Origin of the sequence: Streptomyces rimosus (assembly GCF_008704655.1) — a bacterium.
Lineage (GTDB): Bacteria > Actinomycetota > Actinomycetes > Streptomycetales > Streptomycetaceae > Streptomyces > Streptomyces rimosus.
Genome location: NZ_CP023688.1, coordinates 3,613,751 through 3,639,904, shown reverse-complemented (window position 1 = coordinate 3,639,904; position 26,154 = coordinate 3,613,751). Strand labels below are relative to the sequence as shown.

Genomic DNA, 26,154 nt, shown 5'->3' with positions numbered 1-26,154 from the left:
CCATGAAGCTCTCTCGCCCCGTCTCCTGGTTCCTGCTCGCCTTCGGGGTATGGAGCTGGTTCATCTGGATCACTTTCGCCAAAAACCTGTGGAAGGACGGGAGCGGCCTCGCCTTCGACGACGCGGGTGACCCGACCGCATACTTCTGGGTCCATCTCGCGCTCGCGGTGACGTCCTTTCTCTTGGGGACGGCAATCGGCATCATCGGGTTCCGAGGCGTACGCGCCCTCCGCAGCTCCACCCCCACCCCCACCCCCTGACCCCGCCCCAACAAGCCGCACGGTGACACCGCCAGTGCGCTATCTCACACCGGCTCAAAAGGCGCCCGCTCCACCGCCGCCGAGCGCACTGTCACCCGGACCCGTTCCACCCATACCCGTCACCGCGCCTGTTCCGAAACCGAGGCGAAGTAAAGAACTGCCCCCACCCCGGCAACCCCTTCACCAAGCCCCTCCGTCGCATCGGCCGGCCGTCGCGCGCCGGACGCGCGAATTCCTTTTCCGCCGGGCGGTGCTTCGGAATTCGGCGGCTGTTCATTCTGCGTAATGTCGAATGCGGTTTCGGGGCGGTGCCTTGTGCCGTGCGGGTGTCAATGCCTCGCCCGCGGTCGCCGTGGCGCGTCGTGATGTTGCCGTACGGGGCACCGGCCTCGCCGGTTGCGGACCTTGCCGCGCAGGTCGCGGCGCGGGGGCGGGCTGCCTTACGATCTTGCGTTTGCGCCTCTCAACTCCCTAGCATTGACTGTCTTTACGTTGCTCTTATCGCGTGATCTCAACGGCGCGGCGCGACGGGGACGAGCGGGACATACGGGGCGAACGGGGAGTAGTTGTGGGTGAGCAGTACAAAGTAGACCTGCACGAGCTGGACAACGTCGTACGGCAGCTCAAGCGGCTCCAGGGCGACATGGACGAGCCCAGCCAGAAGGTGAAGTACAGCACGACCATCCCGAAGACGGCCTTCGGCAAGGACTTCCTCGAAGCCACCGACCTCTCCTCCGCGCACGACGACATGCAGGAGTACATGTCGCAGGTCGTCAAGGCGCTCCAGGACCTGATCCGCGACTTCGGCGACAAGACCGAGCGCAGCAGAGGGGCGTACGAGGACCAGGAGCACGACACCAAGGTCTCGATGAACGGCTGAAACGCCCCGGCGAGGCGGAAGGCGGCGCGATGTCCGGGCCGGAACGTGCCGTGGTGGTGAGTGAGGGATGACGACGAAGGGGGGCCGGTGTGGTTGACGCCCGGCAGGAGTACGAGAGCGCCAAGACGATGGAGCGGCAGCGGAAGGCGGAGGAGAGGGACGAGCGGCTGAAGTCGTTCAAGAACTACCAGGCCCTCCCCGCCTCCGCCTCCGACTTCCACCACCACGGGATCGACGCGCTGCGCGCCATGATCGAGCATGCCGATCCCGACGCGATCGAGACGTCCGGCAAGCACTGGCGGGCGTCCGCCGACCGGCTGGCCGGCGAGGACGGCCGCGGCGGCATCCGCAAGGCGTTCATGGACGCCGTCGACCACGCCACGGCCCACTGGGAGGGCAAGGCCGCCGACGCGTTCCGGCGCGAAGCGCACCAGGTCCTGGAGAAGATCGACCGGACGTACGGGCACTCCCGCAACGTCGAGCAGGCCCTGATCGGCACCCGCGCGACGGGTGAGCAGGCCGGTGTCGCCCACAACCTCCGTGAGGCGAAGAAGGCCATGTCGAAGATCAAGGATCCGGGGTTCTGGGAGAAGGTGGGGGACGAGAAGGGCGACGACTCCCAGTTCCACAAGGACATGGCCAACCCGAAGATGGACGCCAGGATGGCGCTCGAACTCAACCGGGACAACCTGTCCCTGAGCAAGGAGCGCCAGGTCGAGGCGGTCATCGTCATGGAGGAGCTGGCGGCCAATTACCGGGCGCGCGCCCACTTCAACCCCGGGGACGGCACTTTGCCGGGAGGCGGCGGCGACTGGCCCTCGCCCCCGGCCCAGATGACACCGCCGCCGCCGGTGAACATGCCGACGCCGGGCGGTACGCGGCCGCGCCCGACCACCGTGACCCCGAGCGCGCCCCGGGTTCCGGGCGGCTCGGCCGTACCCCCGGGGCTGCGCGGTCCGAACGTCAAGCCGTCCGCGGCGCCTCCGGTGCACACGGGCCTGGCCGGTATGCAGAAGGGCATGCCGGGCCTGGGCGGCCCGAGCCTGCTCGGCCGCCCCGGTGGCGGCAACGGCATCAGCGGCGGCAGCACGTCGAACGAGCAGCCGCCGCTCGGCCTCCCCGGCCTCCCCGGGGGCATGCCTCCCGGCATCGGCGCTCCAGGCCCGCGCGGTGCCGGACGCACCGGCATGCCGGCCGGAGGGATCAAGGGCGGCCCCGGCGCCAAGGGCGGCGGACGGTCCGGCGTACCTGGCATGCCGGGTGGCGGTACGGGCGGTGGCGCCGGTGCGGGCCGTGGCGGCGCGGTGAAGGGCGGCGCGCAGGCCCGTACGCCCGGTGGCGTCGTCGGCAAGCCGGGCGGCCCGACGGGTGGTTCGAAGCAGGGCGGGTCCGGGCTGCACCGCAGCCGCGGCGGCAGCCAGGCCGGCCGCCCCGACCAGCGCGGCAAGGGCGCGGGAGCGCCCGGGATGCCGGGGGCTCGCGGCAAGGGCGAGGACAAGGAGCGCACCACCGGCAAGCGTCCCGACTACCTCGTCGAGGACGAGGAGACCTGGACGCCGCAGCGTAATGTGGCGCCACGCGTGATCGAGTAGAGAGCCTGGCCCACGGGCCCTGGCCCGGACGAACGCCCCGCTTCCTCGGCGGGGCGTTTGTCCGGGCGGCGCCGGACCGCACGGAACGCACACGAGGAGCGAAGCATGAGGGTCACACGAACACTGCGCGCCGGTACGGGCGTGGCGCTGACCGGAGCGCTGCTCCTGGCTGCGGGCGGCACGGCGCAGGCGGACCAGATCCGCGGCAAGCAGTGGCCGCTGGAGGCGTTCGGCGCCAAGGACATCTGGAAGCAGGCCACCGGCAAGGGTGTCACGGTCGCGCTCATCGAGACCGGCGTCCGTACCAGCCACCAGGACCTCACCGGACAGTTCGTGCCAGGAAAGGACTTCACCCAGGGCGTCGACGTCTCCGGGGCGCTCAAGCCCGGCGAGGACATCCGCGACCACGGTACGGCCATGGCGGGCATCATCGCCGGGCACGGTCACGGCGCGGGCGGAACCCAGGGGATCAAGGGCCTGGCCCCGGGCGCGAAGATCATGCCGCTGACCGCGTACAAGAACGAGTCGCAGGCGACCCGGTACGCAGCCGACCACGGCGCCGACGTCATCAACATGTCCTACGGCGTCACCCGTGACGCGGACACCTGTGAATCGATTCGCTACGCCCTGGACAAGGGCGTCATCGTCGTTGCGGGTGTCGGCAACGACGGGGTGGCCAAGAAGAACTACCCGGCAGCCTGCCCCGGGGTCATCGGTGTCGGCGCGGTGAACCAGTACGGGGAAGTCTGGACCCGTAGCAATTACAACGACACGGTCGATCTGCTCGCTCCCGGAGAAGACATTCCCTTCGCGCAGGGCAAGAGCGACTCCGCGTACACCGTCGACCGTGGTACTTCGGCCGCCACCGCATACGTGTCCGCCGCCGCCGCTCTTCTCCGGGAGAAGTTCCCCGACCTCACTCCCGGACAGATCGCCAACCGTCTGGTGAAGACGGCGGGCCTGGCCAAGCCGGAAAAGGCGAAGAACCTGAAGCTGCCCGACGCCCACTACGGATACGGCTTCATCCAGCCCGCCGCGGCCCTGTCCCGCGACATTCCCGCAGGGCCCGCCGAGGGCCCGCTGCCGATGCCGAAGGGCAAGGCGGCGCAGCCGGCCGCCGATTCCGGCGCCGACAAGGGCCAGCAGTCCGCCTCGTCGGCGGACACCAGCAAGTGGCTGGTCATCGGCGGTGGAGCACTGGCCGCGGTCGTGGTGGTCGGTGTCGTCGTCGGTGTGGTGGTCTCCCGCCGCCGCGGCCGTTCGGGCTCCCAGGCGTGGAGCTGACCCCGCCCCGCTAAATCGAGCGACGGATCCCCGCCTCGCCTGTTAGTTTCCCGAGTCATGGACCCGCTGGACGAAAAACGCATCCGCACCTCCTTCATTAACTGCTCAAAGGGAGAAGCGAGCCGCATCAATCTCCCCGCGAACCTTTCCGCCCTGCCATGGGACGACCTCGACTTCCTCGGATGGCGGGATCCCGGTGCGCCCGACCGGAGTTATCTGGTGGCGCCCCGGGAGGGCGGCATCGTCGGGGTGACGTTGCGGGTGCCGCAGGGGGTGCGGCGGAGTTTTACGAAGACGACTGTGTGTTCGTTGTGTTTGACGGGGCATCCCGGGTCCGGGGTGAGTCTGCTTGCCGCGCGGAAGGCCGGTGCTTTGGGGCGGCAGGGGAATACGGTCGGGACGTATATCTGTGCCGATCTGGCGTGCTCGCTCTATGTGCGGGGGAAGAAGAAGTCGGAGCTGGCCGGGCGGCATGAGGAGAGCCTGCCGCTGGAGGACCGGATCGCTCGCATGGTCGGGAACCTCGACGCGTTTCTGGACAAGGTGTTCGAGGGGGAGTGAGCTGCTTCCGGCAGGTCAACCCTGGTCGGAGCGAGGGCGGGCCGCTGCGCCCGCTGCTGCCGGGAGGACGAATTCGCTCAGTACGTCGGTGACTTCGCGTACCAGCGGGCGCAGGACCCGGAACCGGGAGGCGGCCACCGCGCGGGCCACCAGGGGCGAGGTCCGTTCGACCAGGCGGCGGCTGCGTTCGCAGTTTTCCGAGCGGTCGTACACCCAGTACAGGACGAGGCCCATCTGCTGGAGCCACAGCAAGCGGGGGAGCGCCGCCGCCAGTTCCGGGTCGGCCTTGGTGTCGGCCCCGGCCAGTACCTGTCGGTGCAGTGCGATGGCGGCCTCGCGCGGCCCCTCGGAGGCGTCGGAGAAGGGGCTGAGCGGGCTGTCCGGGTCGGCGGCGTTCTTGAAGAACTGGGCGGCGAAGCGGTGGTACGGGGCGGCGATGTCGAGCCAGGTGAGCAGCACGCCGCGCAGCCGGCCGGCCAGGTCGCGCTCCCGCGCCAGTACGTCCGTCACCGCCGCCGCGTGCTCGGCGGCGATGCGGTCGTAGAAGCCCTGGATCAGGTGCTCCTTGGAGGCGTAGTAGTAGTACGCGTTGCCGACCGAGACCCCGGCCTCCTGGGCGATGGCCCGCATGGTGGTCTTGTCGTAACCGCGCTCCTGGAAGAGGCGGAGGGCGGTCTCCAGGATCAGGGTGCGGGTGCGGGAGCCTTGGGAGGTGCGCTCGCGGGCGGGCCCGGTGGCACGGGGGGCCGTCGCGTCCTGGTGCGCGGCCTCCCCCGTATGGGCGTCCGCCCCGCCGCCGTCGGCCTTGCCCCCCGTACCCTCGCTCGCCACGCTCCGTGCCCCGTCCGCATCCGCCCTTGTCGCTTCGTCCACGGTATTGACCTTAATGCGGGACGCCGACCGCCCCTGGGCCCCGCCGTGTCACCGGCCGCTCCGGACGAGCCGCCTACAGAACGAGCCGCCTACAGCGCGTGCTCGGCCAGGAACTTCAGGATCATCCCCTGCCACTCCTCCGGCCGCTCCACCATCGGCAGGTGGCCGGTCGCGATCTCCGCGTACTCGGCTCCCGGTATGCGCTCGGCCATCTGGCGCGAGTGGGAGGGCTGGATCAGCTGGTCGAGTGTGGTGGCGATGACCAGCGTCGGTACGGAGATGCCGGGCAGGTCGCCGGTGGTGTCGACCTCCTTGACCAGCGCGGTCTGCTCGGCCGAACCGGCCGGCGGGAGGGCCGGGTCCGGGTCGAGGACGGCGGCCAGTTCGGCGGGCGACAGGGCGTTCAGGGCCGCGGGGGAGAGGCCGCTGAGGGCGCGGGCCTGGGCGAAGCCCGCGTAGTCGCCGCGGTCCAGCAGGCGCAGCCACAGGTCGAGCCAGATGTTCGCGTGGTGGTCGGGCTTGGCGAGCCCGGCGGTCAGCACGAGGCCGCGTACCCGCTCCGGGTGGCGTGCGGCGGCCCGTACGGACACCGCCGTACCCAGGGAGAAGCCGATCAGGGTGAACGTTTCGACGCCAGCCGTGACGGCCTCGGCCACCAGTGCGTCGGCGAGGGCGTCGAGATTCAGGGGGCCGTCGGCGCGCGGGGTGCGGCCGGAGCCGGGGTAGTCGGGCGCGACGACGGTGTGGCCGGTGGCCGCGAGGGCGGGGATGAGCGCTTCGTAGTTCCCGGCGATGCTGCCGGTCGCGCCGTGGGCGAGCAGGATGCCGTGGGCGGCGGGGACGGTACCGGACTCGGCGGGGGTGACGGTGGTGGACAGGGCGGGAAGGCGCGTCGCGGACGCGGGAATCTTCGTCATGTGCGACAGGTTGACGCCTGACACCGGTGTGAAGGTCAAGTCGCCGGTCCGAGGGTCCGGTCGTTCAGGGGAGGCAGTCGATGGCAGGGGCGGCGGGGGAGCGCGGGGTCCGGGCGGGGGCGCAGGGCTCGGGAGCGGGTGGCTCGCTGCGCATCGGTGAGCTGGCCGAGCGTACGGGGGCCAGCCCGCGGTCGTTGCGCTACTACGAGCAGCAGGGCCTGCTGCGCGCGGACCGCGACGCGAACGGCTACCGCCGCTACGGCCCCGACGCACTGGACACCGTCGTACGGATTCGTGAGCTGCTCGCCACCGGGCTGAGCACCGACGCCATCCGGGAGCTGCTGCCCTGCGCCCAGGGCGGCCCCGGGCTCGTCTTCTGCGACCGTTCCTGTTCCGTGGTCGAGCGGCAGATGGCGCAGCTGGACGCGGAGATCGCCGAACTGGCGCGCAAGCGAGAGGCGTTGGCGACCTATGCGCATGTGATGCGGCAACGGCGGGACCAGGACCGGGCGTTGGCCATGATGGCGTTGCGCTCGGCGTGACGCGGGTCCGCCCGCGTGTGCCAGGCGGGCCGCTCTGACCTGCATGGATGTTTTCTCATTCGTTTTTCATTGAACGAAGTAGGGCTGTGCGGCGTGTACGGGTTGCGAAAGCGGCCCGCGGGTCGGATCCTCGGGTGCACTGCCGTTCGGGGGAACGGTGGGGCGGCCACAGCATCGGGGGATTGTTGTGTTACGTGTGCACTTCACGGCGGAGGACCTGAACCGTACGCGGATCGCGGAGGGGGCCGACCCTCTGTGGGAGACCGTGCTGAGCCTGCACCGGCTGCGCGAGAGCCGTACCGAACCGGCCCTGGCGGCCTGGCGCCGGCACGCCGCGCGGCACGGCCCCGGCCCGCTGCGCCTGCTGCTGCCGCTCGTGCCGCCACGCGGCTACTTTCCCGACTTCCTTACGCCGATGGCAGGTTCGGCCGGCGTGGAGCCTGGCCTCGAAGCGGTGATGACGACGCCCCGGCACCGGCTGCGCACCGAGATCGGGCTGTTGGCAGGGCAGGCCCACAGACCGGGGCACGGGCAGCACGCCGCCCCGCCCTCCTGGATGCGCTCCCTCGCGGACGGCGAACCGGCCGCGCTGCGCGCCCTCGCCCGCAGCCTGCGTACGTACCACCACACCGCCCTCGGCCCCGGCTGGCCGCTGATCGGGCAGCGTGTCGAGGCCGACCGCACACTGCGGCTGCACGCGCTGCGCCAGGACGGCACCGAAGCCATGCTGCGGACCTTGGGGCCGGAGATGCGCTGGCGGCGGCCGGTCCTGGAGGTCACCTACCCGCGCGACGGTGACCTGCGCCTGGAGGGACGCGGCCTGCTGCTCGTGCCGTCGTACTTCTGCACCAACCCGGTCACCTTCGTGGATACGGAGCTGCCGCCGGTCCTCGTCTACCCCGCGGCGCCGCCCGCCGAGGCCGCGCCGGAGCGTGTGGGGGGCGCGACCGCGGGGACCGGGTCCGGACACGCCGAAGGGCTCCGCCTCCGTACGTACGGGAGCGGAGCCCTTCGCGGCTTCCAGACCAGGTTCGGGTCGCTGACCGGAACCAGGTTCTAGGGGCTGTGCCCGGGATCAGAAGCGACGCGTGATCAGCGCGCGCTTGACCTCCTGGATCGCCTTGGTGACCTCGATACCGCGCGGGCAGGCGTCCGTGCAGTTGAAGGTCGTACGGCAGCGCCAGACGCCGTCCTTGTCGTTGAGGATTTCGAGCCGCTGCTCGCCGCCCTCGTCACGGCTGTCGAAGATGAAGCGGTGCGCGTTGACGATCGCCGCCGGGCCGAAGTACTGGCCGTCGTTCCAGAACACCGGGCACGAGGACGTGCACGCGGCGCACAGGATGCACTTGGTGGTGTCGTCGAAGCGCTCCCGGTCCTCGGCGGACTGCAGGCGCTCACGCGTCGGCTCGTTGCCGGTGGTGATCAGGAACGGCATCACGTCCCGGTACGCCTGGAAGAACGGCTCCATGTCCACCACGAGGTCCTTGAGGACCGTCAGGCCCTTGATGGCCTCGACCGTGATGGGCTTCTCCGGGTTGATGTCCTTCAGCAGCGTCTTGCACGCCAGGCGGTTCTTGCCGTTGATCCGCATGGCGTCCGAGCCGCAGATGCCGTGCGCGCAGGAACGCCGGAAGGTCAGCGTGCCGTCCTGCTCCCACTTGACCTTGTGGAGGGCGTCCAGGACGCGCTCCTTCGGGTCCATCTCCAGCTGGAAGTCCTGCCAGGTGGCGTCCTCGGAGACCTCCGGGTTGAACCGGCGGATCCGCAGCGTGATGGTGATGGTGTGCGAGGCGCCGTCGTCGGCCGCGTCCAGGGCCTTGGAGTGCTTTTCGAGGGTGGAGGTGCTCATCAGTACTTACGCTCCATCGGCTGGTAGCGGGTCTGGACGACCGGCTTGTAGTCGAGGCGGATCGACTCCGAGCCGTCTGCCGCCACCTCGCGGTACGCCATCGTGTGCCGCATGAAGTTGACGTCGTCGCGGTTGGGGTAGTCCTCGCGGTAGTGACCGCCGCGGGACTCCTTGCGGGCCAGCGCGGACACCGCCATGACCTCGGCCAGGTCGAGCAGGTTGCCCAGCTCGACGGCCTCCAGCAGGTCGGTGTTGAACCGCTTGCCCTTGTCCTGGATGGACACGTTCAGGTAGCGCTCGCGCAGCTCGCCGATCTTCTCGACCGCGGTCTTGATCGTCTGCTCGGTGCGGAACACCATCACGTTGGCGTCCATGGTCTCCTGGAGCTCCTTGCGGATCTCGGTGACCCGCTCGTTGCCCGTGGCGGAGCGCAGCCGCTCGACCTGCTCCTGGACCATCTTCGCCGGGTCCTCCGGCAGCTCGACGAAGTCGGCGGTCGCCGCGTACTCCGCCGCCGCGATGCCGGCCCGGCGCCCGAAGACGTTGATGTCCAGCAGCGAGTTGGTGCCCAGGCGGTTGGCGCCGTGCACGGACACGCAGGCGACCTCGCCGGCGGCGTACAGGCCCGGCACGACGGTGGTGTTGTCGGCCAGCACCTCGCCCTCGACGTTGGTCGGGATGCCGCCCATGGCGTAGTGCGCGGTCGGCTGGATCGGGATCGGGTCCGTATAGGGCTCGATGCCGAGGTACGTACGCGCGAACTCGGTGATGTCCGGCAGCTTGGCGTCCAGCTGCTCCGGCGGCAGGTGGGTGAGGTCCAGGTAGACGTGGTCGCCTTCGGGACCGCAGCCGCGGCCCTCGCGGATCTCCGTGTAGATGGAGCGCGAGACGACGTCACGCGAGGCGAGGTCCTTCATGACGGGCGCGTACTTCTCCATGAAGCGCTCGCCGTCCTTGTTGCGGAGGATGCCGCCCTCACCGCGGGCGCCCTCCGTCAGCAGGATGCCCATCCGCCAGATGCCGGTCGGGTGGAACTGGAAGAACTCCATGTCCTCCAGGGGCAGCCCGCGCCGGTACGCGGCGGCCTGGCCGTCACCGGTCAGGGTGTGCGCGTTGGAGGTCACCTTGAAGAACTTGCCGGTGCCGCCGGACGCGAAGATCACGGCCTTCGCCTGGAAGACGTGGATCTCGCCGGTGGCCAGCTCGTAGGCGACGACGCCGGCCGACTTCTTCACGCCGTCGACGTCCTGGAGCAGCAGGTCCAGGACGTAGAACTCGTTGAAGAACTCCACGCCCTCCTTGACGCAGTTCTGGTACAGCGTCTGGAGGATCATGTGGCCGGTGCGGTCCGAGGCGTAGCAGGACCGGCGGACCGGGGCCTCACCGTGGTTACGGGAGTGGCCGCCGAAGCGGCGCTGGTCGATGGTGCCGTCCGGGGTGCGGTTGAACGGCAGGCCCATCCGCTCCAGGTCCAGGACCGAGTCGATGGCCTCCTTCGCCAGGATCTCGGCGGCGTCCTGGTCGACCAGGTAGTCGCCGCCCTTGATCGTGTCGAAGGTGTGCCACTCCCAGTTGTCCTCCTCGACATTGGCCAGGGCTGCGGCCATGCCGCCCTGGGCCGCGCCGGTGTGGGAGCGGGTGGGGTACAGCTTCGTCAGGACCGCGGTGCGGCTGCGCTTGGTGGCCTCGATGGCCGCGCGCATGCCCGCGCCACCGGCGCCGACGATGACCGTGTCGTACTTGTGGATCTTCATGAGTCGGTTACCTCAGCCCCGTGGCCTAGCGGATGTTCGGGTCGAAGGTGAAGATCACCAGCGTGCCCAGAAGGACGGTGAAGACCGTCGCGGTGTACAGCAGCATCTTCAGCCAGAAGCGGGTGTTGTCCCGCTGCGCGTAGTCGTTGATGACCGTGCGCAGGCCGTTGGCGCCGTGCAGCATCGCCAGCCACAGCATCACCAGGTCCCAGACCTGCCAGAACGGCGAGGCCCAGCGGCCCGCCACGAAGGCGAAGCCGATCTTGGAGACACCGCCGTCCAGCACGAGCTGGAGCAGCAGGTGGCCGAGGACCAGGACGACCAGCACGATGCCGGACAGGCGCATGAACAGCCAGCCGTACATCTCGAAGTTCGTACGGGTCGTCTTGGGCGTCTTCTTCGTACGCTTGCGGGGCGGCTCGATGACGGGAGCCGGGTTGTCCACGTCGTACAGGGACACGGAGTCGTTCACAGCAGGAGTCGTTTCAGCAGACATCGCGCGTCATCAGCTCCCGAACAGGGTGCGCAGCGTGTGCTGCAGCACCGGGTAGAAGGCGCCGGCCATCAGGACGGCCCACACGCCGACAACGGTCCACAGCAGCTGCTTCTGGTACTTCGGTCCCTTGGACCAGAAGTCCACGGCGATCACGCGAAGGCCGTTGAGCGCGTGGAAGAGGATGGCGGCGACGAGGCCGTACTCCATCACGTTGACGAGTGGCGTCTTGTACGTGGCAACGACGTCGTCATAGGCCTCGGGGGAGACGCGGACGAGTGCGGTGTCGAGGACGTGCACGAACAGGAAGAAGAAAATGAGGACGCCGGTGACTCGGTGAGCCACCCAGGACCACATGCCTTCCCGGCCGCGGTACAGCGTTCCAGCCGGCACGGAAAAACCCTCCGGGAGCGGGGATTGGGGCCTGCCGGCTTCTCTGTCGGTCTGGCCCGGCCGGGTACGGTCCACCGGCCCCGGCCATCGTAGCGACGGACTGTCGGTTCCTCCCGCCGGGGTCCTCAGGTGTGATCAAACAGGCACGTACGGACTATCGCACCAGGGCGGTCCGGCCCTGTACGGGAGGCGGGGGGACGGGGTAGGGGGCGGGCCGGGCGGCCGGGACCTGCGGGCCCCGCGGACCGGCGTGCCGGGCCCTCAGGCCCGGGACGCCGCGAGGTGGGCCAGCCGGCCGCGGGCGATCCGGCGCAGCTCGTCGGCGGCGAGGGCCCGCTCCTCCTCGGGTTCATTGCCGAGCCGGTCGTGGATCGCGGTGAGCACCGCGTTCAGCACCTCGGCGTCGCGGAAGCCGTCCAGGCAGACCACGAAAGAGTGGCGGAACCGGCGCTCGTACTCGGCCTGGGCCGCGCGCAGCGCGGTGTGTGCCGCGAGCGTGCCCCGCCCGCGCGCGCCGACCAGCGGGCGCGGCGAGGCGGTCTCCCCGGCCAGCGCCTCGTCCAGGTCGTCCGGCGTCAGGTCGTAGCTCGCCTCGTCGGCGGCGGCCAGCAGGGCGTCCAGGTCCGGGTACGGGCGGTGCGCGGCCAGGCGGCGGGCCCAGCGGCGGCTCGCGCAGCAGCGCAGCAGGGCGGCCTCGGCGGCGTCGGGGGCCGCGGCGTTCAGCCGCGCCAGGCCGGCCGTACGGGGCCGGGCGGCGGGGCCGGGAGGCGGTGGGGGCGCCGACGGGCGCGTCTGGGAGGGTGTGGCGGGCCGGGGAGCGCGCAGCGGTGTCGGCGGGGCGGCCGGGATATCGCTGGGCTGCATGGGCTCCTCGGGGTGGAGAACGCCGGATCAGGGCGGCCGGAGTACGCGGCCGCGACGGATCGCGCGGGGCCGTGGGCTCCGGGAGGGGTGAGCGGGTGAGACGCCACCGTAACGACGTCTGTCGATCACTGTCCGACGGATGCACGAATTTCACCCGAATGATAGAGATTCCGCGCGCGTAGTGGACGGAAACCTCTGTCACCAGGCAATACCTTCGCCCCGGAAAGGGAGGTTTTGCGTATATGAGGACCGGAAAACTGACCGCGACGATCACGGCGGGGGTGGCGGCAGCCCTCACCGCACTGGCCGTCGCGGGCTGCTCGGGCAGCGGCACCCCGCAGCGGGGCGAGAGCGGCCGCTCCCCGTCCGCCGCACCCACCCCGACCTGGGACCCGGTGCAGGGACCGCCGCGCACCGTGCCCGCCGTACAGAAATTCAGCGCGGCCGAGGGGCGCGGCTGGCGGCCCGGCAAGCAGGCTCGCGTCGTGGTGCCCGCGGGCGAGAAGAGCCCGGTCGCCGACGAGGCCGAGCGCTTCGCCCGGGAGCTGGGCGGCCTGCGTACGGTCTGGGGGAAGCAGACCGTACGGCCCGGTGACGTCGAGCTGAAACTCTCGGACGGCGACGGGGCCGGGCGCGCCGACAACGCCCCCGTGTACGACACCGCCGACGAGGCGTACACCGTCACCGCCCGCGGCACCCGCCTGACCCTCACCGCCCCCACCGACGCCGGGATCTTCAACGCCACCCGCACCGTCCTGCAGTCCGTACGGGCCTCCGGCGGCGTCCCCGAAGGCACCATCGAGGACCGGCCCGACCGCGCCCAGCGCGGCTTCATGCTGGACATCGCGCGCAAGCACTTCGACGCCCGGTGGATCGAGGACCGCATCCGCGACCTCGCCGGCCTCAAGCTCAACCAGCTCCAGCTGCACTTCTCCGACGACCAGGCGTTCCGCATCGAGAGTGAGCAGCACCCCGAGATCGTCTCGGCCGACCATCTGACCAAGGACCAGGTCCGGCACCTGGTCGAGGTGGCCAGGGGGCTGCACGTCACCGTCATCCCGGAGATCGACTCGCCCGGCCACCTGGGCGCCGTGCTCAAAGCCCACCCCGACCTCCAGCTGCGCTCCGCCGACGGGCGGACCGAGCGCGGCGCGATGGACATCTCGCAGCCGGGGGCCGCCGAGATCGTGGACGACCTGCTGCGCGAATTCGCCCCGCTCTTCCCCGGCAAGCACTGGCACCTCGGCGGCGACGAGTACCGCGCGCTCGCCGACCGGGCGCCCGCCGAGAACTATCCGCAGCTGGCCCGCGCGGCCCGGGAGAAGTACGGGGACGGCGCCACCATCGAGGACCTGGCCACCGGCTGGCTCAACGACCGGGATAAGACCGTGCGCGCGGCCGGCGCCCAGTACGTCGAGGCGTGGAACGACGGCTACTTCCCGGACACGGACGTCGAGCCCGACCCCCACCGCACCGTCGCCTACTGGACGGGCAAGGAGATCGGCGCCCGGGAGCCGGCCGAGTACCTGCGCGAGAACCGCAAGGTGGTCAACCTCAACGACGAGTACCTCTATTACGTCCTCGGCGAGCCCAACAACATGCCGTACCCGACCGGCGAGCGGATCTACAAGCAGTGGACCCCCGGGGTGCTGCGCGGCACCGAGCCCGTACCGGAGTCGTCGTCCGGGCCCGACCGGGTGCTGGGGGCGCGCTTCGCGGTGTGGTGCGACCTGGCCGGTGAGCAGACGCAGCAGCAGGTCGCCGACGGCATCCGGATGCCGCTGCGCGCGCTGGCGCAGAAGGTCTGGGATCGCCGCGAGCCGGCCCTGTCCTGGGAGGACTTCAAGAAGCTGGCCAACCAGGTCTGAGCGGCCAAGGCCGGCTGCGGCGGGAGGGGACGACCGGGGCCGCCACCCCCCACAGGAGAGGCCCCGGCCGTCGTTCCAGTGGGGCCCCGTGAAAGGCCCCTGTTCCCTACAGCGCCGCGCGCCGCGAAAGCGTCACAGGGGGCGCGCGGTGCGGTGTCGCCCGTACCGTGCGCCCGGGGCCCCTGGCCGGTCGGGTGGTGGGCTCTGGACGCGAGGTGTGCCGTACCCGTAGCGTGCGGGTCCGCGCTGCCCGGCGCGGTCGCCGGGCGTACCCGTCCGGCGGTGCGGAGCGGCGGGCCGGAACGGCCCGGATGCCCGGGGCGCGGGCGGGTCGGGTTACCGTCAGCGGGGACACACGGGTTACCAGCAGTACCCGCGGTCCCAGAAAACAGCGAATCAGCGAGGACCGGGCGGCGGACTTTCCGCGTGCGACAGGATGGACCCGTGCGAGGGGACGACATTCAGCCGGACGACGGCCGGCTGACGGTCGCCGTACAGGCGGCGCAGGACGGAGACGAGGCGGCGTTCCGTACCGTCTACCGCGCCGTACATCCCCGGATTGTCGGATATGTACGGACCTTGGTGGGTGATGCGGACGCCGAGGACGTCGCCTCCGAAGCCTGGCTCCAGATCACCCGCGACCTGTCCCGCTTCAGCGGCGACGCCGACCGCTTCCGGGGCTGGGCCGCGCGGATAGCCCGCAACCGGGCCCTGGACCACCTGCGGATGCGCGGCCGCCGCCCGGCGGTCGGCGGCGACGAGACCGAACTCGCCGACAAACCCGGCGCATCGGACACCGCAGACGAGGCCATGGAAGCCCTCGGCACCGGCCGCACCTTCCGCCTCATCTCCCGGCTCCCGCAGGACCAGGCCGAAGCCGTCGTCCTGCGGGTCGTGGTCGGCCTGGACGCGAAGAGCGCCGCCGGAGTGCTCGGCAAGCGGCCCGGCGCGGTACGCACCGCGGCGCACCGCGGACTGCGGCGGCTGGCCGACCTGCTCGGCGACGGCGGCGAGGACGGCGGCGACGCCGGGCCCGGCCGCGGCGGCGACCGCGGCAAGGGCGGCGGGCCCCTGGGAGGTTCCATGGGCGGGGTGCCTGTGCAGGGCACCGGACGGGGTGAGGGCGCGGCGGAATCGTACGTACCGGGTGTGACGGAAACGGCCGCACGAACGCAGAAGGACATGTGATGGCCGACGACCGGTACAACTGGCTCGACGAGGAGGCCGCGGAGCGACTGCTGCGCGGCGAACCCGCCGGTTCCCCGGACGGCGTCGGCGCCGCGGAACTCACCGCCCTGCTGAACACCGCCGCGGCGGCCGGCCGGAGCACGGCCCCCGACGAGGCGCTGCCCGGCGAGGAAGCCGCCGTCGCCGCCTTCAGACAGGCGCGCGCCGACGCCTCCGCGCCCGTCGCGGCCCCGGCCGGTGGCGCCGACACGGCCGAGCTGGGCACCGTACGGGCCCCGCGCGGCGGACCTGCCGCGCGCCCCCGCTTCGGGCGCCCGCTCCGGCGCGGATTCATGGTGGCGCTGGCGGGCTGCGCGCTCGGCGGCGTCGCCGTGGCCGCCGGCGTCGGCGTGCTGCCCACGCCCTTCCACGGCGGCGCCGCCCCGGGCCCGGCGACCAGCGTCTCGGCCGCCGAGACCCCAGGCCCGCCCGCCACCGACGGCACGGACACGACCACCGGCGGCACCTCACCGGTGCCCGACGCCAGCACCACCGACCGGCCCGGACCGCTGGCCACCGACACCGGTGGCGACGGCGGCACCGGCGGCGCGCAGTCGCCCGCCCCCGGACAGAGCACCCCCGGCCAGGACGCGCCCGGCGACGCCGGAAGCCGCCCCGGCGACGACCGCGACCGCAAACCGGACGCCAAGGAGAAGCACCGGCTCGGCTCCTCCTTCTGCCGTACGTACGTCTCCCGCAAGTCCGGCCTCGGCCAGGACACCCTGCGCCGCCTGGAGCGTGCCGCCGGCGGTGCGGACAAGGTGCACGCCTTCTGCCGCCAGTTCCTGTCCCACGGCAACGGCAATGGCAACGGCGACAAGTACGAAGGCGGACGCTACGACGGCGACGGCCGGGGCGACCACGGCCGCGACGACCACGGCCAGGGCGGCCGCGGACAAGGCCACGGCAAGGACGGCCGGGGCAACGACGAGGACGACGACCGCCACGGGCACCGCCCCTCCTTCGGCCGCCCACACCCCGGCGCCCACCGGACCGCGTCCGACCCCGCCACCGTCACCACCACCCCCGGCGCACCCGGCATCGCGCAGGTGTGACATTTTCCGGGCCCCTGGCGCAGTACGTAGTGAAGCCGACTGGTCATCGGCTCGCGCACGAGCCGGGGTTCCCCCCGTACCAACGGCTCGTCGCACCGGCGCGGGCGGGGCACGTTCCCCCGGCCCTGCCCGCGCTGCCTCATGCGCCTAAGCCGGCGCCGCTCTCGCGGGCGTGGTTGCTGTGGGTGGGGGGTGCTCAATTGATGGCTGAGGATCGGGTGGGTTTTTTCTTCGGGCCGGGCCTGTTCGTGCGGGTTGTCTATTTGTAGATGACCACCTTGTCGCCCACTCTGACCTGTTGGAAGAGGGTGGCGATCTTGGTTTTGTCTCTTACGTTCACGCAGCCGTGGCTGGCGCCTCGGTAGCCGTGGGCGGCGAAGTCCGGGGAGAAGTGGATGGCCTGGCCGCCGCTGAAGAACATCGCGTACGGCATGGGTGTGTGGTAGATCGACGAGACGTGGCGGCGGCTCTTGAGGCCGACCCGGAACGTACCTTCCCGGGTGGGGGTGTACTGGGCGCCGAAACGGACGTCCATCGTGGCGCGCACCTGGCCGTTCACCATCCACGCGAGGGTGTTGCTCTGCTTGCTGACGCACAGGACCCGGCCCTTCAGGCAGCGGGGGTCGGGGGCGGCGACCGGCCTGCTGGTGGTCGGGTACATCTCGGGGCGGGTGGGCGGGCGGGTGAGGGCGCGCAGGGTGTTCCAGGTCGCCTTGTCGAGGGTGCCGGTGCCGCGCAGGCCGTGTTTGCGCTGGAAGGCCGAGACGGACGCGGCGGTGCGCCGGCCGTAGTAGCCGGTGGGCTTCTGGACGAAGTGCGACAGCTGCGCCAGCCGGGCCTGGAGTGCTCGGACCCGGGGGCCGCGGGAGCCCTGGGCGAGGACGGTTTGCGCGGGGCCGCGCGCGTGCTTGACGGGCTTGGGCCGCTTGAGCTTGGGCTTGGCGGGCTTCTTCGGCTTGGTGGGGCGGGGCCGTTTGGGGGGCGTCCGGGTGGGGGTGCGCGCCGGCGCCGGGTGTGCTTCCGCGCGCTGGGGCGTATGGCTCTGCAGGGACGCCGCCGTGGGCGAGTAGCCGCCGGACGGCGTGATCACCACCGTCTTGCAGCCGGCCGTCACGGCCACCACCAGCAGCCCCGCGGCCACCGCCTGTCCCTTGCGCACCGCTCGTCCTCTCCGCATCCGTGTCATCACGTCACCCCCGGGGTGTCACCGGCCCCTTCCCTTGTTTCCCAGGGCCACGGTGGCCCGAACCTGGGGCCACCCTGTGGTGCGGGGGCACGGATGTGCGGTACGGCGCACTCCTATGGCGCGTGCGGCGCGCGGTGCGACGGGGGCGGGGCGGATCTCGCGCCACCCGCCGCGCATCTCCGGGGCGTACTCGGGAGACACTGAGGAAATGTCACCGCGTCGCCCCTGCCCCGTATGCAGTCGAGAGATCGCCGTCGTCGGCGGACGTTTCGCCCGGCACGACCCGCCGGGGCGACGGACCGTGCTGGAGCTCGTGTCGTGCCCCGGCTCCCGCCGTATCGCCCCGATGATGGCCCCCGCCGAGCGGCTGTTCGACCCGGAGGAGCCGCCGTTCCCGGGGCAGCAGCCGTTGTTCTGACGGGGGGCGGCGGTACGGCTACGGCTGCTGGGATGTGCGTCGCTCGGCCACGGAGGCGGTGAACGCCGTCCAGTCCCGGCCGGCCAGGGGCGCCAGCATCGCCCGCCAGCCTTCGGCCGCCTCCGGGCCCGCTTCCTCCAGGGCCGCGGCGAACAGCGTCCGCTGGCGTTCGTGGAGCTTGCGTTCGAGTTCCGCGCCGCGGTCGGTGAGGTGGAGTTCCTTGCGGCGCCGGTCCTGTGCCCCGGGCGTCATCCGCACCATCCGCTCCTCGGTGAGCTTGCGCAGCGGCCCGTTGATGGCCTGCTTGGTGAGCTGGAGCGTGTGGCACAGCTCGCCGACGCTCATGCCGGGGGAGTACGCGAGGAAGGTCAGGATGCGGTGGTGGGCCCGGCCCATGCCGTGTTCGGTGAGGGCTTCGTCGGCCGCTCCGGTGAACGCGCGGTAGGCGAAGTAGAAGAGGGTGAAGTCGCGGTCGAAGGCGTCCGGACGATTTGGGTCAAGCATGTTGACATTTTATCCCGGGGTTCCGTAGGGTCGCGACTTGGGTCAACGACCTTGACCTAAAAGGTTCATGTGTGAAGAAAGGCCGGTCACGTCATGTCGGACACCCCCCACGTCACCGTTGCCGCGTACCTCCTCCGCCGCCTGCGCGAGCTCGGCGTCGCGCACCTCTTCGGCGTGCCCGGCGACTACAACCTCGGCTTCCTCGACCAGGTCGCCGACTCGCCGGACCATGTCTGGGTGGGCACCTGCAACGAGCTGGACGCCGCCTACGCCGCCGACGGCTACGCCCGGCTGCGCGGCGCCGCCGCCCTCGTCACCACCTTCGGCGTCGGCGAGCTGTCGGCCGTCAACGGCGTCGCCGGCGCATACGCCGAATCGGTGCCGGTCGTCGCCGTCACCGGCATGCCCGCCACCACGGTCGCCACGGCGGGCCGCCCGGTGCACCACACCCTGATGGACGGCGACTACGGTCACTTCGGCCGGATGTTCGCCGAAGTCACCGTGGCGCGCGCCGATCTGACCGCGGACAATGCGCCCGCGGAGATCGACCGCGTACTGCGCGCCATGGTGCGGCAGAGCAGGCCGGTCCACCTGAACCTGCCGACGGATGTGGTCCTGGCCCGGGTTCCGGCTCCGGATGAGCCGCTGCTCGCAGCGGCGGAGCCGGTGGATGAGGGGTTGTTGCGGGACTTTCTCGCGAGCTGTGCGCGCATGCTGGACGGGGCGCGCAGTGTCACCGTGTTGGCCGGGCACGAGGCCGAGCGTTACGGGCTGCGCGGACCACTGCGCGAGCTGCTCGCCGCGGCGCCGGTCCGGTCCGCCGTGTTCTCCAGCGGAAAGGGCGTGCTGGACGAGACCGCCGCAGGGTTCGCCGGTACGTACACCGGTGAGATCAGCGACAAGCGGGCCCGGTCGGCCGTCGAGGACGCGGACTGTCTGATCCTGGTCGGCGCCCCGGTCTCGGACAGTGTGACCGGCGGCTTCAGCCACCACTTCGCTCCGGAGCGCACCATCGAGCTGCGGCCGTCGCGGGCGGCGGCGGGCCGCGCGGTGTACGAGGGCATAGGCATGGCCGAGGCGGTCGGCGGGCTGGGTGAAGTGCTGCGGGCCGTACGGCTGCCGGTGCCGGACGGGTACGGGGAGGGTGTCGCGTGCCCGCCTGTTGTGGGTGGTGATGAGCTGACGCAGCGTCATCTGTGGTCCGCGGTGGGGTCTTTCCTGCCGGAGGGCAGTGTGCTCGTCGCCGAGCAGGGCACGGCTTTCTACGGCGCCCAGGAAGTGCCGCTGCCCGCGGACGGCCGCTTCGTCGGGCAGCCCCTGTGGGGCTCGATCGGCTACACCCTGCCCGCCACCCTCGGTACCGCACTGGCCGCGCCCGAGCGGCGTTCGGTGCTGGTGATCGGGGACGGCTCCCTCCAGCTGACCGCGCAGGAACTGGGCACCATGGCCCGGTACGGCGCCGCCCCGGTGATCGTGGTCGTCAACAACGACGGCTACACGGTCGAGCGGGCCATCCACGGCGCCACCGCGTCGTACAACGACATCGCCGCCTGGGACTACACGGCCCTGCCCGCCGCCTTCGGCGCGGGCCCCGGCACGGTCGCGGTGCGGGTGACGACGCCCGCCGAGCTGGCCGACGCGCTCGCGCTCGCCGCCCGTACGCCTCACGAGCTGGTGCTGATCGAGGCGGTGCTGCCGCGCGAGGACGCCCCCGAGCTGCTCACGGCTCTGGCACGCCGGTTCGCGGAGCAGAACGCGTACGGAGCCTGACGGCGCGGCCCCCGGGCCACCGGCGGTCTTGGGGGAGACCGGTGGTCCGGGGGCCGGTGGTCCGGCGGTGCCCGGGTCAGCAGTTCACGCGCAGGACGTCGGCGTAGTTCGGCCAGGTCCCCTTGAGCTGGTAGCAGTGGTTCTTGTTGACGTCGTCGACGGTGACCGTCTTCGGCGGGCCGCCCGTGTAACCGGCGAAGGTCACCTTGACGTCGGCCTTGGTCGCCTCCGCGGGGAAGTACGCCTTCCAGGTCTGCCCCTTGGCCTTGGCCTCGTAGCAGTCGGTCTTCAGCACCCCGTCCGGGCCCTGCCATTCGAAGCAGGTGCTGACGAAGTACAGCGCGTCGTTCTTGAACTGGATGAAGTTCTCCGTGCTCGCGGCGGCCGACGGCGCCGTCAGGATTCCACCGCCCAGGGTGAGGGCGAGAGCGGCAGCGCCGAGTCCGCCCGCCCGCTTCATCCGTCGCATTCCGGTGTGCACGACCGTGTTGCTCCCGTCCCGGCTCAGCATGTCTTCTCCACGATCTTCGCGGTGAACGTGGTGCCGTAGAGCGTGTAGCAGTAATCCCGCTTCAGGTCGGTGATCTGCGGTGAGAGATTCTTGCCGCCGGCTTGCGCCAGCACGTTCACATTGAGTTCCACACCGGTCGCGTCATCCGGTATTTCCACGCGCCAGGTGGAGGTGATGGGCTTTCCGGAGTCGCATGTGTCGGCGGTCTGCGAGCCCTTCCACTTGTAGCAGGTGTTGACCACGAACCCGCCCTCGTTCGAGAAGTTGATGTAGTGGCCCGATCCCGCGGCGAAGGCCGGTGCCGCCGTCACCGCGGTGCCGGCCAGTCCGATACCGATCGCGGTGGCGGCGCAGGCGGCCGCTCTCCTGATGTTCGACATGGCTGTGTCCTTTTGTCGGTCCCGCTGGTGGCTGCTAACCGCACTTCACGATGTCCGGACGGACGCGCCCGGCACTGTCCTTGAGGAGAGCCTCGGTACGTACTCCGGTTATCTTCGCGCCGCCGAACTTCCCGCCCTGGATGGTGATGTCGGAAGTGGTGCGCTCCATGTCGTGACCGAGCTGGAGCGTGCCCCGGTAACCCGGCTTCACGGTTATCTTGGTGGCTTCGGTCTTCGTGTCGGTATTGGTCTCGGTGTACTCACCCTTGATTCCGATACCGACACCCTTGGCCAGCGGGATGTCGACGCTGGCCCCGATGTTCCAGCTCCAGGCGAACGCGTGCATGCCGCCGACCGTGTGGTCCACGTCCTTCGCGCCGTCGTCCGTCCTGCAGTTCTCGACCACCTTGGGGTTGCCGCCGCCTTCCCCCGCCTCGAACCACTTCGTCACCTTCTCCGGGGTGCCGACCGTGGTCGCCTTGCACGAGACCGACTGGCCCTTGCACTGGTCGAGGGCTTCCTTGACGCGCGCCGGGTCGGTGTCCTTGATCCCGTTGTTGTATTCGACCGAGAGCTGTCCCTCGTTCACCCAGTTGTCCTTCGCGCCGTCCACCGCCTTGTATTCGGGCGGCGTGGCGGAAGCCATCGGGGCGGCGAGGGCGAATGCTGCGGTGAGTGCACCGGCCACGATGCCCACACGTGTGACGTTCATGATGGGTTTTCTCCCTCGTGTTTCAGCAGCCGGTCTCGATCAGCTTCTCCGACCCGAGCAGTCCCCGGATCTCGAAGCAGTGGTTCTTGCTGAGGTCCTTCACCGCGGCGCTGTCCCTGGCGCGGTCCCACTTCGACAGCTTCAGGTCGATGACGGCCGAGGTGGCGTCCGCCGGGAAATGCGCGGTACGGGTCTGGCCCACGGCGTACGCCTCGTGGCAGTAGTCCTTGCCGCTGGAAACGCCCTGCCACTCGTAACACGTGGTGGCGACGATTCCCGCCTTGTTGGTGATTTTGATGTAGTTGTCGGTCCCCGCGTGCGCGGCCGGGGCGAGTGCCAGGGCGGAAGCGCAGAGGGTGGCGCCGGCCGCCAGGCCGAATGCGGTCCTTCGGGCAGTTCTCAAGGTTCCGGCCTTTCTCTGAACTGTGCTGCGGCGCAGAGGAAGGGCATCGGTTTCCGATGCCGCGCCGTGCCCTCACAGTTAGCCCCGGCCGGACCGCCGGTGGGAAGGGAAAAGAGCCGATACTTCGGTGCGGAGCGGGAACTCAGCGGTCGACCACGAATTTCCGTACGGGCATTTCGCTTCCGGGTCTCGTGGTCGGGTGCGACTACGGCGCCAGTACGTCCAGTTCGGCCATGGCGCCGGCCGTGATCTCGCGGGTCAGCTCCTCGGCGCGGTCCGCGTCGCCGACCCGTACCGCCTCGGCGACCTGGACGTGCAGGGTCACCGCGGCCGGGTCGGGGTCGGTGAACATCACGTGATGGTGGGTACGGCCGGTGAGGACCGCGGCCACCACATCGCCCAGCCGGGCGAACATCTCGTTGCCGGAGGCGTTCAGGATGACGCGGTGGAAGGCCGTGTCGTGCACCAGGTACGCGTCGAGCTGCTGGCCGCGCGAGGTGGCGACCATGCCCATGGCGTGCTCGGTCAGCTCGGCGCACTGCCGCGGTGTGGCGTGCCGGGCCGCCAGGCCCGCCGCGACCGGTTCGACGGCGGAGCGCAGCACGGTCAGCGAGCGCAGCTGCCGGGGCCGGTCGGGCCCGGCCAGGCGCCAGCCGATGACGCGCGGGTCGTAGACGTTCCACTCCTCGGCCGGGCGCACGGTCACGCCGACCCGGCGCCGGGAGGCGACCAGGTGCATGGACTCCAGGACCCGTATCGCCTCGCGGATGACCGTGCGGGAGACCTCGAAGCGCTCCTCCAGCTCGTCGGTGCGCAAGATCGTGCCCGGCGGGTACTCGCCCGCGGTGATGGCGGGTCCCAGGGTCTCCAGTACCCGCGCGTGCAGTCCCTGTCCCGCCCCCTGGTTCTCCATGGCTTCAGCCTACGTTCCCAGGGTGGCCCGCCTTTAAGTATGACTTTTACGTCACAGGGGCTTGAATACGTCGTATCCCATGGGTTTCAGTGGGACGTCAGACCGAGGTCAAAGAGGACAGCGAGGTACACGGGATGAGCACCCCCCACGTCATCGTCGTGATGGGCGTGGCCGGCACCGGCAAGACGACGATCGGGCCGCTGGTGGCCGCCGACCTTGATGTCCCCTACGCCGAGGGCGACGACTTCCATCCCCCGGCCAACATCGCCAAGATGTCGGCCGGCACCCCGCTCGACGACGCCGACCGGTGGCCGTGGCTGGACGCCATCGGCGCCTGGGCGCACGGACGTGCGGGTCAGGGCGGTGTGGTCAGCAGCTCGGCGCTCAAGCGCGCCTACCGCGACCGGCTGCGGGCCGCCGCGCCCGGCGTCGTCTTCCTGCACCTGACCGGCGACCGGTCGCTGATCGAGTCCCGGATGGCCGAGCGCAAGGGCCACTTCATGCCCACCGCGCTGCTGGACTCCCAGTTCGCCACCCTGGAGCCGCTCGGCGCCGACGAGGCGGGCGTCGCCGTGGACGTCTCCGGCACCCCGCGGGAGATCGCCGACCGCGCCGTCGCCGCGCTGCGCCGCTACGACACCGGCCGGCCCACCCCCGCCTGACCTCCTGCCGCGGGCCCTGGCCCGTACGCCCCGCGCGTCATCGCTCAGGGCCACCACCACAACCAGTAACAGCACCCCTTAGGGAACAGCCGTGACACATCTCAGCGTCGAGATGCTGGCAGCGGATGCGACCGAGCCGATCACCTCGGCCGGTCACGCGCAGCTCGGCATCGCCGTCCTCGCGGGCATCGCCGTCATCGTCCTGCTCATCACCAAGTTCAAGCTGCACGCCTTCCTGTCCCTGATCATCGGCTCGCTGGTGCTGGGCGCGGTGGCGGGCGCGCCGCTGGACAAGGCCATCGCCAGCTTCTCGTCGGGCCTGGGCAGTACGGTCGCGGGCACCGGCATCCTGATCGCGCTGGGCGCGATCCTCGGCAAGCTGCTCGCCGACTCCGGGGGCGCCGACCAGATCGTCGACACGATCCTGGCGAAGGCGAGCGGACGCGTGATGCCGTGGGCGATGGTGCTGATCGCCGGCATCGTCGGCCTGCCGATCTTCTTCGAGGTCGGCATCGTGCTGCTGATCCCCGTGGTGCTGCTGGTCGCCAAGCGCGGCAACTTCTCCCTGATGCGCATCGGCATCCCGGCGCTGGCCGGCCTGTCCGTGATGCACGGCCTGATCCCGCCGCACCCCGGCCCGCTGGCCGCCATCGACGCGCTGCACGCCAACCTGGGCGTCACCCTGGCGCTCGGCGTGGTCGTCGCGATTCCGACGGCGATCGTCGCCGGTCCGCTGTTCTCCCGCTACGCCGCCCGCTGGGTCGACATCCAGCCGCCGGAGAAGATGGTCCCCGAGCGGGCCAGCGGCGAGCTGGACAAGCGCCCCGGCTTCGGCATCACCGTCGCCACCGTGCTGCTGCCCGTCGTGATGATGCTGGCCAAGGCCCTGGTGGACGTCGTCGTGGACGACAAGGGCACCACGATTCAGCGCGTCTTCGACGTGGTGGGCTCGCCGCTGATCGCGCTGCTCACCGCCGTCATCGTCGGTATGTTCACGCTGGGCCGGTCGGCCGGTTTCACCAAGGGCCGGATCGCCTCCACCGTCGAGAAGTCCCTCGCGCCGATCGCCGGTGTGCTGCTGATCGTCGGCGCGGGCGGCGGCTTCAAGCAGACCCTGGTGGACGCGGGCGTCGGGCAGATGATCCTGGAGCTGTCCAAGGACTGGAACATCTCCACCCTGCTGCTGGCCTGGCTGATCGCGGTCGCGATCCGGCTCGCGACCGGCTCCGCGACGGTCGCCACCATCTCCGCCGCGGGCCTGGTGGCGCCGCTGGCCGCCGAGATGTCCACCACCCACGCCGCCCTGCTCGTCCTCGCCGTCGGCTGCGGTTCGCTGTTCTTCAGCCACGTCAACGACGCGGGTTTTTGGATGGTGAAGGAGTACTTCGGCATGAACGTCGGCCAGACGATCAAGACCTGGTCGCTGATGGAGACGCTGATCTCGGTCGTCGGGATCGTGTGCGTCCTGTTGCTGTCCCTGGTGCTGTAGCGCCGTACAGGTCCCGGTGGGCGCCCGGCGTGTGTCCGAACGACCGGCGGAAGGCATCGATGAAGGCGCTGGCCGAGGCCCAGCCGCAGCGGTGCGCGATCGCGGTCACGGACAGCGCCGGGTCGTCCCGCGTCAGCAGCACCAGCGCGTGGTGCAGCCGCAGCTGCGTACGCCACTGCGGGAAGGTCATGCCCAGCTCGGCGCGGAAGAGGCGGGCCAGCGTCCGCTCGCTCGCCCCGGCCGCGGCGCCGAGCCCGGCGAGCGGGCGCGGGTCGGCCGGGTCGGCGCGCAGCATCGCGCACACCGCCACCAGGCGCGGATCGCGGGGCGTGGGCAGATGGAGGGCCTGGAGCGGGGCGTGGCGCAGCTGGTCGAGGAGTACGGCCAGCAGGCGCCGCGCCTCCGCCGTACGGCGGCTGCCCGGACCGCTGTACGCGATGATCAGTTCGCGCAGCAGCGGGCCGACCGCCGGGACGGCGGGCCGGTCCAGCCCCAGCGGGTTGGTGTCCACGGGCACGCCGACGGTGTGCAGATCGGTGTCCCCGTGCGCCCGGTGCTCGTGCACCGTCCCGGCCGGTATCCAGATCGCGCGGGTGGCCGGCGCGACCCAGCTCCCGGCGTCCGTGGTCACGGTGAGCACGCCGCGCCCCGCGTAGACGATCTGGTGGATGTCGTGGTGGTGGGCCGTCACCTCCGTACCCTGCGGCAGGAAGCGGGTGATGGTCGTGACGTGCGACGGGTGATGGCGGAAAACCGGCATGACGTGGCAGCTTATGAGAAGCCCGCCACCGGGC

Annotated in this window: 29 protein-coding genes; 14 read left to right on the top strand and 15 right to left on the bottom strand. The window is 71.0% G+C overall.

Annotated elements, in window-relative coordinates; genetic code table 11:
- The first annotated feature begins 2 nt into the window (after positions 1-2).
- The 5 genes from CP984_RS42035 to CP984_RS15000 all read left to right on the top strand — a co-directional run bounded on the left by CP984_RS42035 (position 3) and on the right by CP984_RS15000 (position 4,577).
- Complete coding sequence (locus CP984_RS42035; RefSeq protein ID WP_003985936.1) at positions 3-260, top strand: SCO4848 family membrane protein; 258 nt, start codon at positions 3-5, stop codon at positions 258-260.
- 568 nt (positions 261-828) lie between these two features.
- Positions 829-1,140, top strand: coding sequence for a hypothetical protein (locus CP984_RS15015; protein WP_003985935.1), 312 nt, complete (start codon positions 829-831; stop codon positions 1,138-1,140).
- An 89-nt stretch (positions 1,141-1,229) separates the two neighbouring features.
- Entirely contained in the window at positions 1,230-2,732 is a 1,503-nt protein-coding gene (locus tag CP984_RS15010) for a hypothetical protein (protein WP_003985934.1), read from the top strand.
- A gap of 105 nt (positions 2,733-2,837) precedes the next feature.
- Positions 2,838-4,016 (top strand): S8 family peptidase, encoded by a 1,179-nt coding sequence (locus tag CP984_RS15005; RefSeq protein ID WP_003985933.1) that lies wholly within the window; start codon positions 2,838-2,840, stop codon positions 4,014-4,016.
- A 57-nt stretch (positions 4,017-4,073) separates the two neighbouring features.
- Positions 4,074-4,577, top strand: a complete 504-nt coding sequence (locus CP984_RS15000; protein ID WP_030181761.1) for an FBP domain-containing protein — start codon at positions 4,074-4,076, stop codon at positions 4,575-4,577.
- 15 nt (positions 4,578-4,592) lie between these two features.
- Here the strand turns inward: CP984_RS15000 and CP984_RS14995 are convergent, their stop codons facing one another.
- Together CP984_RS14995 and CP984_RS14990 are read right to left on the bottom strand one after the other, a co-directional pair.
- Positions 4,593-5,408, bottom strand: a complete 816-nt coding sequence (locus tag CP984_RS14995; RefSeq protein ID WP_003985931.1) for a TetR/AcrR family transcriptional regulator — start codon at positions 5,406-5,408, stop codon at positions 4,593-4,595.
- A 131-nt stretch (positions 5,409-5,539) separates the two neighbouring features.
- Positions 5,540-6,367, bottom strand: a complete 828-nt coding sequence (locus tag CP984_RS14990; protein WP_078575135.1) for an alpha/beta fold hydrolase — start codon at positions 6,365-6,367, stop codon at positions 5,540-5,542.
- Between the two features lie 80 nt (positions 6,368-6,447).
- Here CP984_RS14990 and CP984_RS14985 point away from each other — a divergent pair, with 80 nt between their 5' ends.
- Positions 6,448-6,909, top strand: a complete 462-nt coding sequence (locus tag CP984_RS14985; protein WP_003985929.1) for a MerR family transcriptional regulator — start codon at positions 6,448-6,450, stop codon at positions 6,907-6,909.
- A 196-nt stretch (positions 6,910-7,105) separates the two neighbouring features.
- Positions 7,106-7,969 (top strand): hypothetical protein, encoded by an 864-nt coding sequence (locus CP984_RS14980; protein WP_003985928.1) that lies wholly within the window; start codon positions 7,106-7,108, stop codon positions 7,967-7,969.
- Between the two features lie 15 nt (positions 7,970-7,984).
- Here the strand turns inward: CP984_RS14980 and CP984_RS14975 are convergent, their stop codons facing one another.
- The 5 genes from CP984_RS14975 to CP984_RS14955 form a co-directional block, all read right to left on the bottom strand.
- The gene (locus tag CP984_RS14975; protein WP_003985927.1) at positions 7,985-8,758 is read right to left on the bottom strand and encodes a succinate dehydrogenase iron-sulfur subunit; all 774 of its coding nucleotides are present in this window, start codon (positions 8,756-8,758) and stop codon (positions 7,985-7,987) included.
- Positions 8,758-10,512 (bottom strand): succinate dehydrogenase flavoprotein subunit, encoded by a 1,755-nt coding sequence (sdhA, locus tag CP984_RS14970; RefSeq protein ID WP_003985926.1) that lies wholly within the window; start codon positions 10,510-10,512, stop codon positions 8,758-8,760. Before sdhA ends, CP984_RS14975 begins: the two co-directional genes overlap by 1 nt.
- Positions 10,513-10,537: 25 nt before the next feature.
- A complete protein-coding gene (locus tag CP984_RS14965) occupies positions 10,538-11,008 on the bottom strand; it encodes a succinate dehydrogenase hydrophobic membrane anchor subunit (protein WP_030181769.1) in 471 nt (156 codons plus the stop codon).
- Between the two features lie 9 nt (positions 11,009-11,017).
- Positions 11,018-11,398, bottom strand: a complete 381-nt coding sequence (gene sdhC / locus CP984_RS14960; RefSeq protein WP_003985924.1) for a succinate dehydrogenase, cytochrome b556 subunit — start codon at positions 11,396-11,398, stop codon at positions 11,018-11,020.
- Positions 11,399-11,659: 261 nt separating this feature from the next.
- Entirely contained in the window at positions 11,660-12,262 is a 603-nt protein-coding gene (locus tag CP984_RS14955) for a 2-oxo-4-hydroxy-4-carboxy-5-ureidoimidazoline decarboxylase (RefSeq protein WP_078575104.1), read from the bottom strand.
- Between the two features lie 242 nt (positions 12,263-12,504).
- Here CP984_RS14955 and CP984_RS14950 point away from each other — a divergent pair, with 242 nt between their 5' ends.
- The 3 genes from CP984_RS14950 (at position 12,505) to CP984_RS14940 (ending at position 16,412) form a co-directional block, all read left to right on the top strand.
- Entirely contained in the window at positions 12,505-14,130 is a 1,626-nt protein-coding gene (locus tag CP984_RS14950; RefSeq protein WP_003987383.1) for a beta-N-acetylhexosaminidase, read from the top strand.
- A gap of 444 nt (positions 14,131-14,574) precedes the next feature.
- Positions 14,575-15,318: an RNA polymerase sigma factor gene (locus CP984_RS14945; RefSeq protein WP_030181774.1), complete on the top strand. Its 744-nt coding sequence runs from the start codon at positions 14,575-14,577 to the stop codon at positions 15,316-15,318.
- A complete protein-coding gene (locus CP984_RS14940) occupies positions 15,318-16,412 on the top strand; it encodes a hypothetical protein (protein WP_050498835.1) in 1,095 nt (364 codons plus the stop codon). The genes CP984_RS14945 and CP984_RS14940 overlap by 1 nt, the downstream gene beginning before the upstream one ends.
- Positions 16,413-16,671: 259 nt before the next feature.
- Here CP984_RS14940 and CP984_RS14935 read toward each other — a convergent pair whose 3' ends face one another.
- On the bottom strand, positions 16,672-17,571 hold the full coding sequence (locus CP984_RS14935; protein WP_003985077.1) for a L,D-transpeptidase family protein: 900 nt from the start codon (positions 17,569-17,571) through the stop codon (positions 16,672-16,674).
- Between the two features lie 235 nt (positions 17,572-17,806).
- Between CP984_RS14935 and CP984_RS14930 the strand changes: the two genes are divergently transcribed.
- Complete coding sequence (locus CP984_RS14930) at positions 17,807-18,016, top strand: hypothetical protein (RefSeq protein ID WP_078575139.1); 210 nt, start codon at positions 17,807-17,809, stop codon at positions 18,014-18,016.
- An 18-nt stretch (positions 18,017-18,034) separates the two neighbouring features.
- Here the strand turns inward: CP984_RS14930 and CP984_RS14925 are convergent, their stop codons facing one another.
- Entirely contained in the window at positions 18,035-18,520 is a 486-nt protein-coding gene (locus CP984_RS14925; protein WP_003985079.1) for a MarR family winged helix-turn-helix transcriptional regulator, read from the bottom strand.
- A 93-nt stretch (positions 18,521-18,613) separates the two neighbouring features.
- On the opposite strand from CP984_RS14925, the gene CP984_RS14920 reads away from it, so the two are divergent.
- Positions 18,614-20,290: an alpha-keto acid decarboxylase family protein gene (locus CP984_RS14920; RefSeq protein ID WP_003985080.1), complete on the top strand. Its 1,677-nt coding sequence runs from the start codon at positions 18,614-18,616 to the stop codon at positions 20,288-20,290.
- A 76-nt stretch (positions 20,291-20,366) separates the two neighbouring features.
- Here CP984_RS14920 and CP984_RS14915 read toward each other — a convergent pair whose 3' ends face one another.
- From CP984_RS14915 to CP984_RS14895, 5 genes are all read right to left on the bottom strand, one after another.
- Positions 20,367-20,801 carry a hypothetical protein gene (locus CP984_RS14915; protein ID WP_003985081.1) on the bottom strand — a complete coding sequence of 145 codons (435 nt, stop codon included), beginning with the start codon at positions 20,799-20,801 and terminating at the stop codon, positions 20,367-20,369.
- Complete coding sequence (locus CP984_RS14910) at positions 20,795-21,181, bottom strand: hypothetical protein (protein ID WP_003985082.1); 387 nt, start codon at positions 21,179-21,181, stop codon at positions 20,795-20,797. Before CP984_RS14910 ends, CP984_RS14915 begins: the two co-directional genes overlap by 7 nt.
- 34 nt (positions 21,182-21,215) lie before the next feature.
- Positions 21,216-21,893, bottom strand: coding sequence for a hypothetical protein (locus CP984_RS14905; RefSeq protein ID WP_003985083.1), 678 nt, complete (start codon positions 21,891-21,893; stop codon positions 21,216-21,218).
- Between the two features lie 22 nt (positions 21,894-21,915).
- Complete coding sequence (locus CP984_RS14900) at positions 21,916-22,296, bottom strand: hypothetical protein (RefSeq protein ID WP_003985084.1); 381 nt, start codon at positions 22,294-22,296, stop codon at positions 21,916-21,918.
- A gap of 205 nt (positions 22,297-22,501) precedes the next feature.
- A complete protein-coding gene (locus CP984_RS14895; RefSeq protein WP_003985085.1) occupies positions 22,502-23,209 on the bottom strand; it encodes a FadR/GntR family transcriptional regulator in 708 nt (235 codons plus the stop codon).
- A 134-nt stretch (positions 23,210-23,343) separates the two neighbouring features.
- Here CP984_RS14895 and CP984_RS14890 point away from each other — a divergent pair, with 134 nt between their 5' ends.
- Together CP984_RS14890 and CP984_RS14885 are read left to right on the top strand one after the other, a co-directional pair.
- On the top strand, positions 23,344-23,871 hold the full coding sequence (locus CP984_RS14890; RefSeq protein WP_003985086.1) for a gluconokinase: 528 nt from the start codon (positions 23,344-23,346) through the stop codon (positions 23,869-23,871).
- A gap of 91 nt (positions 23,872-23,962) precedes the next feature.
- Complete coding sequence (locus CP984_RS14885; RefSeq protein WP_003985087.1) at positions 23,963-25,360, top strand: GntT/GntP/DsdX family permease; 1,398 nt, start codon at positions 23,963-23,965, stop codon at positions 25,358-25,360.
- Here CP984_RS14885 and CP984_RS14880 read toward each other — a convergent pair.
- Positions 25,281-26,120: a helix-turn-helix domain-containing protein gene (locus CP984_RS14880; RefSeq protein ID WP_003985088.1), complete on the bottom strand. Its 840-nt coding sequence runs from the start codon at positions 26,118-26,120 to the stop codon at positions 25,281-25,283. The genes CP984_RS14885 and CP984_RS14880 overlap by 80 nt on opposite strands.
- Between the last annotated feature and the right edge of the window lie 34 nt (positions 26,121-26,154).